Origin of the sequence: Streptomyces sp. NPDC004284 (genome assembly GCF_042874035.1) — a bacterium.
Lineage (GTDB): Bacteria > Actinomycetota > Actinomycetes > Streptomycetales > Streptomycetaceae > Streptomyces.
The window spans coordinates 195,800-211,529 of sequence record NZ_JBIAMJ010000004.1 but is presented as its reverse complement, the minus strand read 5'-3'; the positions used below and the strand labels follow the sequence as shown (position 1 = coordinate 211,529).

Here is a 15,730-nt window from a genome sequence, read left to right as displayed (position 1 = left end):
CCGCGGGAGTTCAGCGGGTGGTACGGGCGAGGAGCATCGCCACGTCGTCCTGGGCGGATCCCGCGAGGAGCCGCCCGATGACCTCGTCGCACAGCGTGCCCAGGGGCCGGTCGAGGGGCCGCAGGGCCTCGGCGAGCTGCCGCATGCCCTGGTCGAGGTCCCGGTCGCGGGCCTCGATGAGACCGTCCGTGTAGAGGACGAGGAGTCCGCCCCCGGGCAGGGCGACCTCCTCCGTGCCGAAGTCGTGGGCTCCGGTGCCGAGCGGGGTCCCGGGCGGTCCGTCGAGGAAGGTGATGGCGCCCTCCGGGGTGGCGACGGCGGGCGGCGGATGGCCCGCGCGGGCGATGACCCAGCCGCCGGTGGCCGGATCGTGGACCGCGTAGACACAGGTCGCCATCTCGTCCTCGCCGAGGTCGGCCACGACGGCGTCCAGGGAGCTGAGCATGCGGGCCGGCGCGATGTCGTGGCGGGCCAGGGTCCTTACGGCGGTGCGCAGTTGGCCCATGACGGCCGCCGCGTGGATGCCGTGGCCCATGACGTCGCCGATGACGAGTCCCGTCCGGCCGCCGGGCAGCGCGATGACGTCGAACCAGTCGCCGCCGACGTCGTGGGAGCTCGCGGGGAGGTAGCGGCCGGTGAGTTCGAGTCCGGTGACGGCGGGGAGCGCGTTGTTGGTGAGGCTGCGCTGCAGGGTGAGGGCGGCCTCCCGCTGGGTGGTGTAGAGCCGGGCGTTGTCGATGTTGAGGGCGGCGCGGGCGACGACCTCGTCGATGAGGACGCAGTCCTGCGCGTCGAAGGGCTCGCGGGTCCGCAGCCGGGTCACCGTGACCGCCCCGAGGACCTGGCCCCGGGCCACCAGGGGGACGAGCCGCGCCGAGCCGATGCGGGTGGCGAGGTAGGTGCGGAGCGACTCGGTGCGCGGGTCGGTGAAGAGCGCCGGGATGTCGGAGGCGTAGAGGTTCGTCGGCCGTCCGTGGACGACGACCTGCTCGTACACCGAGTCGAGGGGGATCTGGAAGGTCTGTCCCGGGGCGAGGAGGGCCGTGGGCGCGCTCGGGTCGGGGAAGCGGGACGCGACCCGCCGCAGCAGGCCCCGGGTGGAGGCGGCCGGGTCGTCGGGTTCGAGGACGGACTCCAGCATCTGCACGTCGGCCGAGTCGGCGAGCTGGGGGACGAGGAAGCGCACGGTCTCCTCCGCCGTCTGCTTCAGGTCCAGGGTGGTGCCGATCCGGGCTCCGGCCTCGGCGAGCAGGGCGAAGCGGTGCCGGGCCCGCTCGACCTCGATGTGCGCCTCCTGGCTCTCGGTGATGTCGACGAGGGAGGCGATGATGCCGAGCGGCCGCGGTTCGGTGCGGTCGACGAGCGGGGCGTACGAGCAGGACCAGATGTGGTCCCGGTCGGGGTCGGCGGGGGTGCGGCCGACCCGGCGGGCGTCCACCACGGCCGTACCGCTCTCCAGGACCTGGCGCATGAGGGATTCGAGCGAGGCGGCGTTGACGCCGGGCACGACCTCGGTGAGCCGGTGGCCCACGTGCCGGGCGGCCGAGACGCCGTTCATCCGCGCCAGGGCGTCGTTGACGCGCAGGAAGCGCAGGTCGGGGCCGAGCAGGGCGAGTCCTATGGGCGACTGGGCGAAGAGGCTGTCCATCGCCGCCAGGTTCTCCCGCATCCGCAGGACCTCGGAGGTCTCCACCGCGATGAGCATCGCCCCCGGGCGCCCCTGCGGGTCGGCCGCCGGGACGATCCACATCTCCATGGCGACCGTGTGGCCGTCGCGGTGGCGGACGGGCAGCGTGCCGACCATGGTCTCGCCCGCCTGGACGCGGTCGGTGAGCCGGTCGGCGAGCTCACGGTTCGCGTCGGGGACCAGGAGCGGGGTCGCGAGCCTGCCGAGGACGTGCTCGGGCCGGTGTCCGAGGAGGTCCTGCGCGGCGAGGGACCATTCGACGATGCGGCCCTCGGCGTCCTCCCGCCAGAGGGCGATCGGCAGCAGCTCGCGGAGCACGCCCGCGTCCCCGACGGCCGCCCGGGGCGGCTGCGGAACCCTGCTCGACGACTGATGAGTCTCCAACGCATCGCCCTACGCATCGGCCCGGCCCCAAAGGGCGCAATCCCTACCGAATCACCCTATCCGAGGAGCTGACGGCGGGCGCTGCGCGGTACGGCCGATCGGTGCGGCACCCCGCCCCCGCCCGTGCCGAAGGGGACGGTCCCGGCGGTCCTCGGCGCGCGGGCGGCCCCGTCACCCGCGGTGACCGGGCCGGGCGCGCCGGCCCGGCCGCTCGTACGCGACCCGGCCGCGCGCCGCCGGCGACGGCCTCAGCCGGTGGCGAGGGCCTTGAAGGCCCGGGTCTGTTCCGTGATGGCCCGCTCGGTGGGGAGGCGTTCGATCGACGAGGCTCCGAAGAAGCCGACGACGCCGGTGGTGTGCTCCAGGACGTAGCGGGCGTCCTCGGGCTCGGCGATGGGTCCGCCGTGGCAGAGCACGAGGACGTCGGGGTTCACCCGCTTGGCCGCGTCGTGCATCTCCTGGACGGCGGCGGCCGCCTGGTCGAGCGTCATGGCCGTGCCCGCGCCGATGGCCCCCTTGGTGGTGAGCCCGACGTGCGGCACCAGGACGTCGGCGCCGGCCTCGGCCATGTCGGCGGCCTGCTGCGGATCGAAGACGTACGGGGCGGTGAGCAGGTCGCGCTCGTGGGCGGCGCGGACCATGTCGACCTCCAGGCCGTACCCCATGCCGGTCTCCTCCAGGTTGACCCGGAAGGTGCCGTCGTACAGGCCGACCGTGGGGAAGTTCTGCACGCCGGCGAAGCCCATGGCCTTGAGCTCGTCGAGGAAGAGGTCCATGCGGCGGAAGGGGTCGGTGCCGCAGACGCCGGCGAGGACGGGGGTGTCGCGGACCACGGGCAGCACCTCGCGGGCCATGTCCTGGACGATCGCGTTGGCGTCCCCGTACGGCAGGAGGCCGGCGAGCGAGCCGCGTCCGGCCATCCGGTAGCGGCCGGAGTTGTAGATGATCAGGAGGTCGACCCCGCCGGCCTCGGCGCACTTGGCGGACAGGCCGGTCCCCGCGCCCGCGCCGACGATCGGGCGGCCCGCGGCGACCTGGGCGCGGAGCCGGTCGAGCACGTCCTGACGGCTGATGGTGGTCGTCCGGGTGTTCACAGTGGTCGCTCCTCGGTGGGTCAGCGGACGGGGGTGCGGGCCTTCTCGGTGATCAGCTGGTGGAGGCGGTCGGCCATGGCGACCGCGAAGGAGGGGTCGTTGACGTGGGCGTCGAGTTCGTGGACCCGGACCTCGCCGCCCACGACGGCGGCGCGCAGCGCGTCGAGTCCGGCGCGGTCCGCCTCGGGGTCCTCGAAGGGCCCGTCGGCCGTGTCGACGGCGGAGACGCCGCGCAGGGGCCAGAAGACCTCGGCGGGGCCGTGCGCGGCGCGGAGCTTGCGGCCGATCCCGGTGCCGAGTTCGGCCATCTCGCGCGCGGTGGTGCGCATCAGGGTGACCGTGGCGTTGTGGATGAGCAGCCGGCGTTCGGCGAACCGCTCGGGGACGGTCGCGGCGGGGCCGAAGTTCACCATGTCGAGCGCTCCGGGGGCGACGACCTGGGGAATGCCGACGGCTCCGGCGGCGGTGAGCCGGGAGGGGCCCGCGCTGAGCACGCCGCCGACGAGCTCGTCGGCGAGTTCGGTGGTGGTCAGGTCGAGGACGCCGTCGAGCATGCCGTCCCTGGCGAGCTTCTCGACGGCCCGGCCTCCGGCGCCGGTGGCGTGGAAGACGAGGACCTCGTAGCCGAGTTCGGCGAGCCGGGCGCGGGCCGCGTCGACGGCCGGGGTGGTCACGCCGAACATGGTGGCCGCGACGACCGGCCTTCCCCGGCCGGCGGACTCGTCGTGGTTGCGCTCGTGGCGGCGGGCCATGCCGGCGGCGGCCGCGGCGGCGTTGCCCAGGACCTGGCGGGAGACGGAGTTGAGCCCGGAGATGTCGACGACGCTGTACATCATGGTGAGGTCGCTGCTGTCGACGTACGGGGAGACGTCACCGCCGGCCATGGTGCTGACGAGCACCTTCGGGACGCCGATGGGCAGCGCCCGCATGGCCTGGGCCGCGATCGCGGAGCCGCCGCTGCCGGCCGCGGCGAGCACGGCGTGCAGCTTTCCCTTGCGGTAGAGGTCGACGACGATCCGGGCGAGGCCCTGCGCCATGGCGGTGACGGCCGCGCCGCGGTCGCCGGCGGCCCGGAGCCGTGCCAGGTCGTGGCCGGCGGCCCGTGCGACGACGTCGGCGGGGATGTCGGCCGCCGGTGCCTGGGCGGGCGGCGGCATGATCCCGGTGTCGACGAGGAGGACCTCGCTGCCGTACTCCCTGAGCCGCTCGCGCAGCCAGGCGTACTCCTCCCCCTTGGTGTCCAGTGTGCCGGCCAGCACGACGGTCGCCATGCCCTCACCCTTCTCCCGGTCCCGTACCCGTGTCCGGTCCCGTGCGCCGGTCCCGCCGGTGTCGATCCTCCGTCGGGTGACCTGCGGCGACAACGACCAGTCGGGGCGGATTGGCCTGCGTCGCGGAGATCGCCGGGCGGGAGCCGCGCGGCAGGACGAGCGGGCGCCGTGCGGCAGGACGGACGGGGGCCGTGCAGCAAGATGGGTGCCATGGCCAGGATTGCTTCGACCCGTTTGTCCCGACTCCTCACCGGCTGGTCGTCGGAGGGGGCGGGGCCGCTGCCCCGGCGGCTCGCGGACGCGTTGCGGGAGCTGGCCGAGCGCGGGGACGTGCCCGGCGGGAGCGTGCTGCCCTCGCAGCGCGAACTGGCCGTGGTGCTCGGGGTGAGCCGGTCGACCGTGACGGCCGCGTACGGGCTCCTGGAGGGCGAGGGATGGCTGGAGAGCGTGCGGGGCAGCGGCTCCCGGCTGCGGGGGTCGGGCGCGCTCGACCGGTACGTCGCCGAGGGACGGCTCGTGAGCTTCAACGCGCGGTCGGGAGGCCCCGGCACCGCCGATCTGTCGAGCGGCGCGCTGCCCGGGCTCGGCGCCGTCGGCGAGGCCGTCGGGGCGCTCACCCACGACGACCTGGGCGCCCTGCTCGGGGACGACGGCTACCACCCGTACGGGATCCCCGCGTTGCGGGAGGGCATCGCCGCGTACTACCGGGCGGCGGGGGTGGCGACGGATGCGGAGCAGATCCTGGTGACCTCGGGCTCGCAGCAGGCGGTGTGGCTGGTGGCGCAGGCACTGGTCGATCCCGGCGACACGGTGGTCGTGGAGAACCCCACCTACCGGGGAGCGCTGGAGGCCCTGCGGGCGCGGGGCGCCCGGCTGGTCCCGGTCGGCGGGGACGAGCCGGACGGCGGCGCGGGCGGAAGCGGTCCGGCGGAGCTGCGGCGGCTGTGCGCGCACGGACGGCCCCGGCTCGTGTACCTCCAGCCGACGGTCCACAACCCGACCGGGCGTACGCTCGGCGGCGCGGCGCGCCGGGAGTGGCGGCGGGTCCTCGCGGACCAGGGGCTGTTCACGGTCGAGGACACGGCCTGCGCCGAACTCGCCCTGGGCGGCGGGGAGGACGGCGGGACCTCCGGTGACGACGGGGCTTTCGGCGACGACGGGCCCTTCGGGGACGACGCCGCCCCGGTGCCGCTCGTGGCCGGTCTGCCGATGGCCTCGACGGTGACCGTCGGGACCCTCTCGAAGCTGTTCTGGGGCGGGCTGCGGGTGGGCTGGGTCCGCTCCTCGCCGCAGGTGGTGGCCCGGCTCGCGAAGATCAAGACCTCGGTGGACCTGGCCTGCTCGGTGGTGGACCAGCTCGTCGCCGTCCGTCTGCTCGACCGGCTGCCCGAGGCCCGCGCCCGGCGCAGGGCCGAACTGCGCGGACAGCGGGACGCGGCCGAGGCCCTGGTGCGCGCGGCGGCCCCGCACTGGGAGTGGAGCCGGCCGGCGGGCGGTCCCGCGCTGTGGGTGCGGATCCCCGGCGCCGACACGGAGGCCCTGGCCCAGCTGGCGCGGCGCCACGGGGTGTCGGTCGTCCCCGGGGCGGCGTTCTCACCGGTGGACGGCTTCCGGGACCGGCTCAGGCTGCCGTACGCGCACGGGACCGGGGCCCTGGCCGCCGCGCTCCCCACCCTCGTGGAGTGCGCGCGGCGCGCGGCCGGTTGACGGCACGGGGCCCCGCCCGCCCCCTCAGGGGTGCATCCGGGCCCCCTTGAGCACCTTGTCGACCGCGTTGCGCGGCCCGTACACGGCGATCCCCGCCAGGTCGAGCTGTCCCGCGCCCACGGCCCGTACGGCGGCGCGGTTGTCCCGGTCGTTGCCGGTGGTGAAGAGGTCGCTCGTGAACACCGCCCGGGGCAGCCCGCGGGAGAGGGCGCGGCCGTGCGCGGCGGTCAGCGTCTCCTTGGTCCCCTCGAAGACCAGGACGGGCTGCCGGAACATCGGCAGGTACGGGGTGCCGTCGGCGTCGGCGTACCGTTCGCCGATGACCTCGGGCAGCTCCGTGCCGAGGCCGCTGACCAGGAACGCCGTCACGTTCAGCCGCTGCCAGGTCTCCAGGTCCTCGCGCAGCAGCACGGCGATCTTGGTGTCGAAGCGTACGGGCGTGTGGTCCGTGGTGGTGTCGGTGGTGTTCATGATCCGAGACTGCCGCCGGCCCCGCCGCGCGGTCTTGTACATTCCTTGCATGGTGGCCCGCACGGTGACCCGGCAGGAGGTCTCGGCGTGGCGCCCGCGCGTGCCGGGTGTCGTGGAGGTGTTCCACGCCCACTTCACGGAGCACGCGTATCCGATGCACGTCCACGACGTGTGGACCCTGCTCATCGTCGACGACGGAGCGGTCCGGTACGACCTCGACCGGCACGAGCGCGGCACTCCCGGCGACACGGTCTCCCTGCTTCCGCCCGGGGTCCCGCACAACGGCTCGCCCGCCACCTCCGGCGGTTTCCGCAAGCGGGTGCTGTATCTGGACCTGACCCAGCTGGACGAGAGCCTGATCGGTCCGGCGGTCGACGCGCCCGATCTGGTCGACCCGCTGCTGCGGCGGCGCGTCGGGCAGCTGCACACCGCGCTGGCGGAGCCCGGGGACGAGCTGGAGGCGCAGAGCCGCCTCGCCCTCATCGGCGACCGGCTGCGCGGCCATCTGCGGCCCCGGCTCGTCACGCCCGCGCGGGGAGCGGACCCCGGGGTGGCGGACGGTCTGCGGGAGCTCCTGGACGCACGGCTCGTCGAGGGCGTGACGCTGGACGAGGCCGCGCTGCTGCTCCACGCCCATCCCGCGCATCTCGTACGGGCGTTCAGCGGCGCCTTCGGCATCGCGCCGCACCAGTACCTGACGGCCCGCCGGATCGACCGGGCCCGGGGTCTGCTGCTCGACGGGCGGCCGCCGGTCGAGGTGGCGGCCGCGACCGGCTTCTACGACCAGTCGCATCTGAACCGCTCGTTCAAGCGGATCGTGGGCACCACCCCCGGGCGCTTCACCCGGACGCGAGGGGGCACGACGCCGCTGTCGTGAACCGGCCGGTGGACGAGGGGCACGGAGCCGATCCGGGAGCGGCCGCCCCGCGCCCGGGGCGGGCGAGCCGGGCGTGAGCGGCTCCGAAGCGTGACGATCCGGCCGCGTACACCCTCCCCGCCCCTGCGGACGGCCGAATTCCGTCTGTCGCCGTCCAAACGGACAGGATGACGCACAGGTAGTCATCTCTCCCGGCGGTAGTGATTCCAGCGCCCCACCGCACGCCCTGCCGAAGCCGATCTTCCGCCCCTCACCCTGAAGCCCCGGTGGGTGGGCGAGCGGAGAGCGGGTGACCACGTGGACGCGGGCAAGGACGTGGACGTATGCGTCGTCGGGGCGGGGCCGGTCGGGCTGACGCTCGCGATCGGCCTGCGCCGGCTGGGGCTGCGGGTGCGGATCGTCGACAGGGCGCCGACCGCCGAGCGCGAGGCCCGGGCCCTGGTGCTCTGGGCGCGGGCCCGGGAGGCGCTCGACGCCCTGGGGGTCGGCGAGGTCCTCCGGCGCCACGGGGTGGAGCTGGACTCGGTGACGATCCACGCGCGCGACCGGTTCCTCGGCGAGCTCACGACCGGCTGGGCGCTGTCCGCCCACGCCCGCCCGCTCGACATCGAACAGCACGACATCGAGCGTCTCCTCCGCGAGGAACTCGCCCGGCTCGGCACCCACGTCGAGTGGAACACCGAGCTGACCGACGTCCATGTCCGCGAGGACCGGGCCGAGTTCACCCTGCGGCACGCGGACGGCACGGAGGAGTTCGCCGCCGTTCCGTGGATCGTCGGCTGCGAGGACACGGCCGGCGTCGTCAGGGACCGGCTCGGCATCCCCTTCGAGGGCCGCCGCCGCACCGGCCTCCAGGTCGTGCAGGGCAACGCCCGCCCCACCTGGCCGCTCGGCGAACGGCCGGGCCGCGGGCACATCTTCCTGGCCCCGCACCGCTCGCTGCTCGTCTTCCCGCTGCCCGGCGGGGGCTTCCGCTTCTTCTGCTTCCGCGACGACCCGGACCCGGAGCTGACCGCCGCCCCCACCGTCGGCGAACTGCGCGACCTGGTCGCCGACACCGCCCGGATGCCCGGCCTCCGGCTCGACCCGACGGAGCCGCTCTGGCTGAACCGGGCCCGTTTCAGCGACCGGGTCGCCGCCCGGCTCCGCCACGGGCGCGGGCTGCTCGCCGGGGACGCGGCGCACGCCTGGGCCCCGGTCGGCGGCCACGGCATGAACGTCGGCATCCTCGGCGCCCACAACCTCGCCTGGAAGCTGGCCGCCGTGCACCGGGGGCAGGCGGGCGAGGGGCTCCTGGACACGTACTGCCACGAGCAGCGGCGGATGGCCGTGCGGTACATCCGCGAGATGCGGTTCAACTTCATGGAGCTGCCGCTGCCTCCGCTGGGCCACCGGGCGTTCACGGCCGCGGTGCCCGGCGCCCTCGCCCGGCGCGGCTTCCAGCGCCGACTCGACCTGCGCCTGAGCGACCTGCGCCGGGGCCACCGGGGGAGCGCCCTGTCCTGGCACCGGCCCGCCCTGCACCGCCGCTCCGGTCCGCGCGCGGGCGACCGCATGCCCGACGTCCGGGTCACCGCCGGCACGGGCCCCGTCCCCCGTCGGCTGCACACCCTCCTCGCGTACGAGCGGTGGACGCTGCTCCTGCACTCCGCGCGGGCCGAGCCCGGGGTCCTCGACGCGCTGCGCGCGACGTGCGCCCGGTTCCCCGTCCCGGTCCGGATCCTGCCCGTGACGCCCCGGGACCCCATCGAGGCCGGGCGGCTCTGCCACCCCGACGACCTGTGCCTGGTGCGGCCCGACGGATACGTGGGACTCGTCGCCCCGCTCTCCCGCACCGCCCTGCTCCACGACTACCTCGCGGCGCTCGCCCCCGACGGCCCGAGAACGGGCCGGAAGCCCTGGGAGTCCCGCAGGCCCTGGAAGCTCCGGGAGTCCCTCAGGTCCCGGAAACTCCGGCAACCCCGCGAGTCCTTCAAGTCCCGGCAGACCCGCTCGCACCGTGCGCACTGAACCGATCGGAAGTCGGACCGTCATGCGGACCACCACCGCCGTGCAGCCCCGTCAACTGCCGCACGCCCGGGCGGCGCACCCGCGCCAACAGCACGGTCACCGTCGTCGGCGCGGGGATGGCCGGCCTCGTCGCCGCCTACGAGCTGGAGCGGCTCGGCTTCCGGACCGAGGCCCTCGAAGGCGGCCGCAGACCCGGGGGCCGGACCGTACGCCGGGGCGACCGTCCGCTGCTCGTCCCGGGCTCGGCACGGTTCCCGGACCCCGACCGGCTCGACATCCACCGGGACGCCTGCCGGCACCGCGCCTTCGTCCTCGGCATCCGCTCCTGCGTGGGCGCGGAGCTCGCCCGCGCCGAGGCCGAGATCGGACTCGGCGTCCTCCTGGACCGGCTGCCCGCGCTCGGCCCGTCACGACTGCCGCCGACCGCCCGACACCAGCACCGACACCGCACCGGCACCGGCGCCACAGGTTTCCGGGAACTTCTCCCGGCCCTCCCGAGTTATACCCCCCAAGGGTATGCAGAGGAGAGGTTCCATGACCACGAGAAGACTGGCCGCGCTCGCCCCCGAGCAGGCGCCCGGCCGCGCCCGCGAGCTGCTCACCGACATCGTCGAACGGCACGGCTCCGTCGGTGAGATGGTGTCCACGATGGCCCACTCTCCCGCTCTGCTCGACGGCTACCTCAGCCTGTCGCGGGCGATGAAACGGGTGAAGATCCCCCGCGCCCTGAGCGAGAAGCTGTCGCTCGCCGTCCAGGAGTGGATCGGCTGCGGCACCTGCCGCGAGGCGCACCGCGAGGCCGGGCGGGCGGCGGGACTGACCGAGACCGACATCGAGCTCGCCCGTCAGGGCACGTCGACCGACCCCCGCGAGGCCGCCCTCATCGCCCTCGCGCTGCGGGTCCTCGCGGAGCCCGGCTCCCTCTCCGACGAGGACGTCGCCGAGGTGCGGAAGCACGGCTGGAGCGACCGGGTGATCGCCGAGGTGGTCGGCGTCGTCACCCTCAACCTCCTCACCGGCGCCTTCAACCTCCTCGCGGGCATCCAGCCGGAGGCCGGGGAGGGGTGACTCCCCAGGGGGTCCGGGCCGAACGGACGGGGTGACGGGGACGGACCCGGGCGGGACGGCCACGCACACTGAGCGGCCCCTCCGCGTTCCCGTCGGTCACGGCGCCGAGCGGCGGATCGAGGACACACTCGCCGCCCTCCCCGGCCGCCTCGCCGCCGCGGCCCCCCTCGGCGCGGGCCGCCACGCGGTGGGCCTGCGGGACGGCCGGCTCGTCGAGGCGGCCGCGACGGGTCCCGGCACGGGGCCGGAGTTCGCCGCGGCGGTCGCGTACGCCTGCCTGCCGCCGGAGGGGACGGCGCGCCTCCGCGTCGACGCCCGGCCCACGGGGGAGGTCGGCCTCGCGCCGGACGGGGTGCGGCCGCGGCCGCCCGTCAGTCGGCCCACGTGAGGGTGCGGTCCGCGCACTTCGTGAGCAGGGCCTGGTACTTCTCGGGCCGTGACGCGAAGTCGACCCACGCGTCAAGCCCGGCGGGATCGGCGTCCGGCCCGCGCAGCAGGTCGACGGAGGCCTGCGCGAACCGCTGTTCGGCTCGGTCGAGCAGCGGGTGCAAGGCGTCCAGGGCCGCCCTCGCGCGCCGGAACTGGTCCGGCCCGGCGGTCAGCAGGGGACGGATCCGGACGGCGGGGGCCGCGTCGGCGAGCAGCGCGTCCAGGCGCGCGGCCAGAGCCGCACCCCGCTCCGCCGCGCCCTTCGCCCGCGGCCCCGCCTCCACCAGCACCCGGAGCGCGGCCAGCACCGCCGTGGTCTGCGGCTCCGGCCGGTCCGCCTCGATCCGTACCACCACGGCCCTGGCCCGTTCCTGGGCGATCCTCCGCGCGGCGGCGACCGCCGGGCCCGCGGTGTGCCGTGGCACCCCGACGTGTTCGAGACCCCACTCCCGGGCGTCGAGCACGTCCCGTACCGTGCGGACGCCGCGCTCGGCCAACTCCCCGGCGGGAAAGGCCTTTCCCGCCACCCGCCTGAGCCGTGCCACCGGCATCAGCTCCAGCTCCGCGTCCACCTGCGCCCGGAGCGAAGGAGCCCACGCCGTACGGACCGCCTCCACGGCCTTCCCGTGATCCCGGGCCACGAGGACGGCGGCCTCCCGCAACCGGGCCGCCCGACGGACCGCCCGACGGTTCCTCGGATCCACCAGCACGGCGGCGCCCCGCAACAGCACCGCCCGGCGGCCCGGCCGCCGATGCGCGCCGCTCGACCGGTACAACGCCCGGACGGTCCCACCGAAGAGACCACCGACCACGAACAGGAACCCGACCGTCCCGAGCCCGTCCAGGACGGCCGAGCAGCAGAACAGGATCAGACCGAACGTCGCCACCCAGCGGAAGAACGGCACATGACGCATCCCGGATCCCCCCTTGCCCCTTGCCCCTCACCGAGGACGTGTGCGCGCTCAGCGTCCGCCCGGGGAGAGAGGACATCAAGGGCGGAACCGAGCAGCCACGCGGCCCCGCGCCTTCCTGCTTCCGGCAACGCGGAGGCCGGAAGGCGCGGGCGACGACTCGGCCCTGTTCCGCGCCCCCGCCCTCGGCCCCGCCCCCTCATCCGGCCTCCGGCGGCCTCCGGTTCCCCGGTGAACGCCTCGGCGTCCTCGCTCGAACCCCGTCGTCGCATCGTGGGCGCGGCGTGGCGCGTTCCGTTCGCTCCGCGGGAGACGGGGCGGGGTGTCTCAGGGGACCGGCGGGGCCGTGAAGACGACGTCGGCGGCCGGGACGGTGGTCTCGGCGTCGCTTCCGAGGGCGTACGCCGCGACGCGGGAGACCGTCGCCGCCGGTACGGCCTCGCTGATGCCGGGGGCGGCCGGGATGTCCTGGGTGGCGTGGGCGTCGTGCGGGACGACGACCCGGTAGCCGCGTGCCAGGGCCGTACGGGCGGTGGCCTGCACGCACATCTCCGACATCACGCCGCAGACGGCGACGGCCCGCACTCCCGCGGCGGTGAGCACGTCGCCGAGGGAGGTCTCCTCGAAGCCGTCGTCGTGGGGCTTGCGGATCACGACCTCGGCGGGGCCGGGCTCCACGGGGTGGTGGAGTTCCCAGCCGGGCGTGTGCGGTTCGTCCTCCGAGCCGGGCGGCCCGTCGTTCTGCAGGTGGGCGATGAACGCCCCGTCCCGCCGGGCCCGGGCGATCAGGTCGGCCGTCCGGTCGACGAGCCGGCCGGCGGCGGGGACGGCCCCGTCGCCGGTGACGAAGGCCGACTGGACGTCGACGACGATCAGGGCATCCACGGGCCGCGCGCGCTGGGTCATCCGGTCATCATCACTCCCACGAGCCCCGCCCGCCACGGGGTTTCGCCCCTCGGGAGAGACCTGAAACTCCCGGGCGCGCGCCCCGGACCTGCGGGTAACCTCGCGGGCCGGGAACAAAGGGAGGATCCGCATGGCCGAGTTGACGACGTCCGAGTGGTGGGAGCTGCTGCCGGAGGGCATTCGCGGCGAGGTCGACGGGTACGTCCTCCAGGACGCCCGGCTCCGGGCGGCGCGGGTCGTCTGGGAGGCCTGCCGGGGCCGGGGTCTGGGGCTCCACGAGGCGGAGAGGGTCGTCCACGAGCGGTATCTCCACCACGGCGACCGGATCGCGCGCGCCCCCCTCAGCCCCCTCGGCCTGGAGTCGCTCGCCGCACGGGCCTCCGGCTGCCCGGGGCCCGTTGTGGCGATCGAGGCGGTCTGGGACGGCGACACCGTCCACGACTGGTTCGTGATCCTCCTGGCCGTCACCGCCGAGCCCGCGGGCGAGCACCACCTGGCCACCGTCCACCGGGAGACGGCCGTACGTCACCTGGGCGGGGCGCGGGCCGGGGAGTCGCGCCGTCCGGAGGCCACGGCCGCCGAGGCGGCCGGCCGGGCCCTGGCCGGACACCTCGCGGTGCCCTTCCACTTCGGGAGCCCGGACACCCCGGACGACGAGGCGCCGCGCTGGCGTCCGTGACCCGTCGGGCAGGCCCTAGCGTCGTGTGGCCCGGGCGAGCAGCCAGCGGCCCGAGACGCCCGTGACGAGGAGTCCGGTCACCAGGGCGGCGAGGGCGGTGCCGGGGCCGGAGGTCCAGTCGACCGCGGAGGCGTGGGCGGCGAGGACCACGGCGAGGGCGAGGGCCACGGCCGGGACGGCTCCGAGGGCGGGGCGGATACGGGCCAGGTCGTCCTCCACGAGGGAGGCGAGGACGCCGACGCCGAGCGCGAGCGCCCACACGCCGAGGCCCTGCGCGTCGGCGCGGTTCACGGTCCACGGGAGCAGGGCGCCCCAGAAGGAGGGGAGGAAGAGCAGGCCGGCGCCGATGCCGAGCCAGCCCGAGCCGAGCACGGCGAGCAGCGGTTTCGACCAGGCGGGCAGCGGGGCGACCGGGTGGCGCTTCTCCGGCGCGCCGCCGGGGCGTCTGCGGTACTGCGCCGCCAGGCAGCCCACCGCGGCGAGGGCGAGGACGCCGAGGGTGGCGACCCAGCCGAGGCTGAACAGGGCGAGGAACAGCGGGCCGCCCCGTACGGCCTGCAGGGTTCCGGCGTTGAGCAGGGACACCGTGAAGAGGCCGACGAGGACGATCGCGAGCGGCAGCACCAGGGAGCGGACCTCCTCCCAGACGCGGGCCCGGCCGACCGTGAAGAGCGCGGGTGCCACGCCCGCCATGGCCGCCCCGACCAGGCCGGGGCTCAGCGCCTCGGGCGACGCCCAGGCTCCCGCCGCGTGGCCGGTCAGGCTCGCCACGGCGAGCAGGGTGCCCACGGTGGCGCTGATGCCTCCGACGACGCCGCTCAGGACCACGACGGCGGGCGAGAGTTCCCTGCCGTCGGGGGTCGCGGCCGTCTCCGGCGCGGTGCCGCTCCTCCCCGGGCTCGTCCCCTGGTTCGTCTCCTGGCTCGTCCCCGGGCTCGTCCCCTGGTTCGTCCCCTGGCTCGTCCCTGAGCTCATCCCTGGGTTCCTTCCCGGGCGACGCCCGCGGCGACCGCCGGCGCACCGGCGTGGGGATCGGCGTGAGAATCGGCGCGGGGATCGAGGGACTTCCGCTGCCGCTTGAGGAGTTCACGGGCGTACAGGATCCGCAGGCTCACCGCCGTGACGGCCGCGTAGGCGAGCATGCCGCAGCCGATGCCGACGCCCGCGACGAGGGCCGTGGGCCGGTCGAGGTCCAGGGTCCGTTCCAGTACGGGCACGGTCACCGCCGAGAAGGCGGGGGCCAGGCACAGGGCGGCGAGGTGCAGCGACCACTCCTCGCGCGCCCAGTCGGCGCCCCGGGAGCCGGCGCGGGCCGCCCGGGCGGCGATGACGGCGTACGTCACGGCGTACGGGACGAGGTACGCGAGGAGCAGCCGGCGTCCGGCGGTCCCCTCGTCGAGGAACGCCACCGTGATCCACACCAGGCCCGCCGCGCCCGCGAGATGGGCGGCGATCCGCACCGGCAGCGGGCACCACGTGCCGGTCAGGCCCGGGACGGTGGTGCGCCGGTCGAGGGCGCGGGAGGCGAGGAGCGCGCCGAAGGAGACGAGCGCGCCGAGGTGCATGATCGCGACGCGGTTGATGTCGAACAGGTCGAGCCCCGGGTAGAGGGAGGGCAGCAGACCCCATTCGAGCCGCAGCAGCGGAGCGGTCATCAGGAAGCCGTAGCAGAGCAGCAGCCAGCGCTGGTGGAGGTCCGGGAAGCCACGGACGGCGGCGAGGACGCCGAAGGTCACGCTGCCGACGGTGCCGACCAGGATCGTGGCGAGGACGATCCAGAACGCGGCCCCGCTGAACGCCTCCTCCGGCGGGGTGCGCACCAGGTAGAGGGCGGCGCCGGCCATCGACACGTACACCGTGACGGCGAAGACGGTCCCGGTGATCCGGTGCAGGCGGATGCGGCGCCGGACCGCGGAGAGCAGCTGTACGGGGCCGAGGAGCATGAGGAGGCCGCCCAGGACCGAGTGCGCGATCAGGGGGGCCAGGCTGCGCCCGTACGGTCCCGCCCGGTCGCGCACGGCCTCGGCCACGAACTCCGGGGAGACGGACCGGCCGAGGAGCCACTCGCCGGGGGCGGGGGCGCCCGGCCTCGCGTACGGCCAGAGTTCGGTCATGGCGATCGGCGCGTACGCCAGGCAGATCACGGTCACCGCGACGGTGGCCGCCCTCCCCCATCCCCGTCGTGCACCCGCCGCGCGTCGCATGGAGGTTCCCCCTTCACTGATAGTCCTGTCTG

At 75.4% G+C, this 15,730-nt stretch carries 15 protein-coding genes; 7 read left to right on the top strand and 8 right to left on the bottom strand.

All coding sequences use genetic code 11. From position 1 onward, the window contains the following. Positions 1-10: 10 nt before the first annotated feature. The 3 genes from ACFYUS_RS13300 to ACFYUS_RS13290 all read right to left on the bottom strand — a co-directional run bounded on the left by ACFYUS_RS13300 (position 11) and on the right by ACFYUS_RS13290 (position 4,436). The gene (locus ACFYUS_RS13300) at positions 11-2,071 is read right to left on the bottom strand and encodes a SpoIIE family protein phosphatase (protein ID WP_388849758.1); all 2,061 of its coding nucleotides are present in this window, start codon (positions 2,069-2,071) and stop codon (positions 11-13) included. 248 nt (positions 2,072-2,319) lie between these two features. Continuing rightward, on the bottom strand, positions 2,320-3,165 hold the full coding sequence (locus ACFYUS_RS13295; RefSeq protein ID WP_388849756.1) for a phosphoenolpyruvate hydrolase family protein: 846 nt from the start codon (positions 3,163-3,165) through the stop codon (positions 2,320-2,322). A gap of 20 nt (positions 3,166-3,185) precedes the next feature. After that, a complete protein-coding gene (locus tag ACFYUS_RS13290) occupies positions 3,186-4,436 on the bottom strand; it encodes a Tm-1-like ATP-binding domain-containing protein (RefSeq protein WP_388849754.1) in 1,251 nt (416 codons plus the stop codon). 210 nt (positions 4,437-4,646) lie between these two features. On the opposite strand from ACFYUS_RS13290, the gene ACFYUS_RS13285 reads away from it, so the two are divergent. Then, on the top strand, positions 4,647-6,143 hold the full coding sequence (locus ACFYUS_RS13285) for a PLP-dependent aminotransferase family protein (RefSeq protein WP_388849751.1): 1,497 nt from the start codon (positions 4,647-4,649) through the stop codon (positions 6,141-6,143). Positions 6,144-6,167: 24 nt separating this feature from the next. Here ACFYUS_RS13285 and ACFYUS_RS13280 read toward each other — a convergent pair whose 3' ends face one another. Beyond that, positions 6,168-6,614: a DUF2000 family protein gene (locus ACFYUS_RS13280; RefSeq protein ID WP_388849748.1), complete on the bottom strand. Its 447-nt coding sequence runs from the start codon at positions 6,612-6,614 to the stop codon at positions 6,168-6,170. A gap of 49 nt (positions 6,615-6,663) precedes the next feature. Between ACFYUS_RS13280 and ACFYUS_RS13275 the strand changes: the two genes are divergently transcribed. The 5 genes from ACFYUS_RS13275 to ACFYUS_RS13255 all read left to right on the top strand — a co-directional run bounded on the left by ACFYUS_RS13275 (position 6,664) and on the right by ACFYUS_RS13255 (position 10,957). Next, complete coding sequence (locus tag ACFYUS_RS13275; RefSeq protein ID WP_388849745.1) at positions 6,664-7,491, top strand: helix-turn-helix domain-containing protein; 828 nt, start codon at positions 6,664-6,666, stop codon at positions 7,489-7,491. 297 nt (positions 7,492-7,788) lie between these two features. After that, entirely contained in the window at positions 7,789-9,501 is a 1,713-nt protein-coding gene (locus ACFYUS_RS13270; RefSeq protein WP_388849743.1) for an FAD-dependent monooxygenase, read from the top strand. Then, positions 9,390-10,136 (top strand): NAD(P)-binding protein, encoded by a 747-nt coding sequence (locus ACFYUS_RS13265; RefSeq protein ID WP_388850588.1) that lies wholly within the window; start codon positions 9,390-9,392, stop codon positions 10,134-10,136. The genes ACFYUS_RS13270 and ACFYUS_RS13265 overlap by 112 nt, the downstream gene beginning before the upstream one ends. Then, on the top strand, positions 10,036-10,569 hold the full coding sequence (locus ACFYUS_RS13260; protein ID WP_388849740.1) for a carboxymuconolactone decarboxylase family protein: 534 nt from the start codon (positions 10,036-10,038) through the stop codon (positions 10,567-10,569). The genes ACFYUS_RS13265 and ACFYUS_RS13260 overlap by 101 nt, the downstream gene beginning before the upstream one ends. A gap of 31 nt (positions 10,570-10,600) precedes the next feature. After that, positions 10,601-10,957: a hypothetical protein gene (locus tag ACFYUS_RS13255; RefSeq protein ID WP_388849737.1), complete on the top strand. Its 357-nt coding sequence runs from the start codon at positions 10,601-10,603 to the stop codon at positions 10,955-10,957. On the opposite strand, the gene ACFYUS_RS13250 is transcribed toward ACFYUS_RS13255, so the two are convergent. Beyond that, the gene (locus ACFYUS_RS13250; protein WP_388849734.1) at positions 10,941-11,912 is read right to left on the bottom strand and encodes a hypothetical protein; all 972 of its coding nucleotides are present in this window, start codon (positions 11,910-11,912) and stop codon (positions 10,941-10,943) included. The two genes, ACFYUS_RS13255 and ACFYUS_RS13250, sit on opposite strands and share 17 nt — an antisense overlap. A gap of 324 nt (positions 11,913-12,236) precedes the next feature. Continuing rightward, positions 12,237-12,815, bottom strand: a complete 579-nt coding sequence (locus tag ACFYUS_RS13245; RefSeq protein WP_388849731.1) for an isochorismatase family protein — start codon at positions 12,813-12,815, stop codon at positions 12,237-12,239. A gap of 130 nt (positions 12,816-12,945) precedes the next feature. Here ACFYUS_RS13245 and ACFYUS_RS13240 point away from each other — a divergent pair, with 130 nt between their 5' ends. Continuing rightward, the gene (locus ACFYUS_RS13240) at positions 12,946-13,494 is read left to right on the top strand and encodes a hypothetical protein (protein WP_388849728.1); all 549 of its coding nucleotides are present in this window, start codon (positions 12,946-12,948) and stop codon (positions 13,492-13,494) included. Between the two features lie 15 nt (positions 13,495-13,509). On the opposite strand, the gene ACFYUS_RS13235 is transcribed toward ACFYUS_RS13240, so the two are convergent. Together ACFYUS_RS13235 and ACFYUS_RS13230 are read right to left on the bottom strand one after the other, a co-directional pair. After that, positions 13,510-14,469, bottom strand: coding sequence for a hypothetical protein (locus ACFYUS_RS13235; protein ID WP_388849725.1), 960 nt, complete (start codon positions 14,467-14,469; stop codon positions 13,510-13,512). Continuing rightward, on the bottom strand, positions 14,466-15,698 hold the full coding sequence (locus tag ACFYUS_RS13230) for a DUF2306 domain-containing protein (RefSeq protein WP_388849722.1): 1,233 nt from the start codon (positions 15,696-15,698) through the stop codon (positions 14,466-14,468). The genes ACFYUS_RS13235 and ACFYUS_RS13230 overlap by 4 nt, the downstream gene beginning before the upstream one ends. Positions 15,699-15,730: the final 32 nt, after the last annotated feature.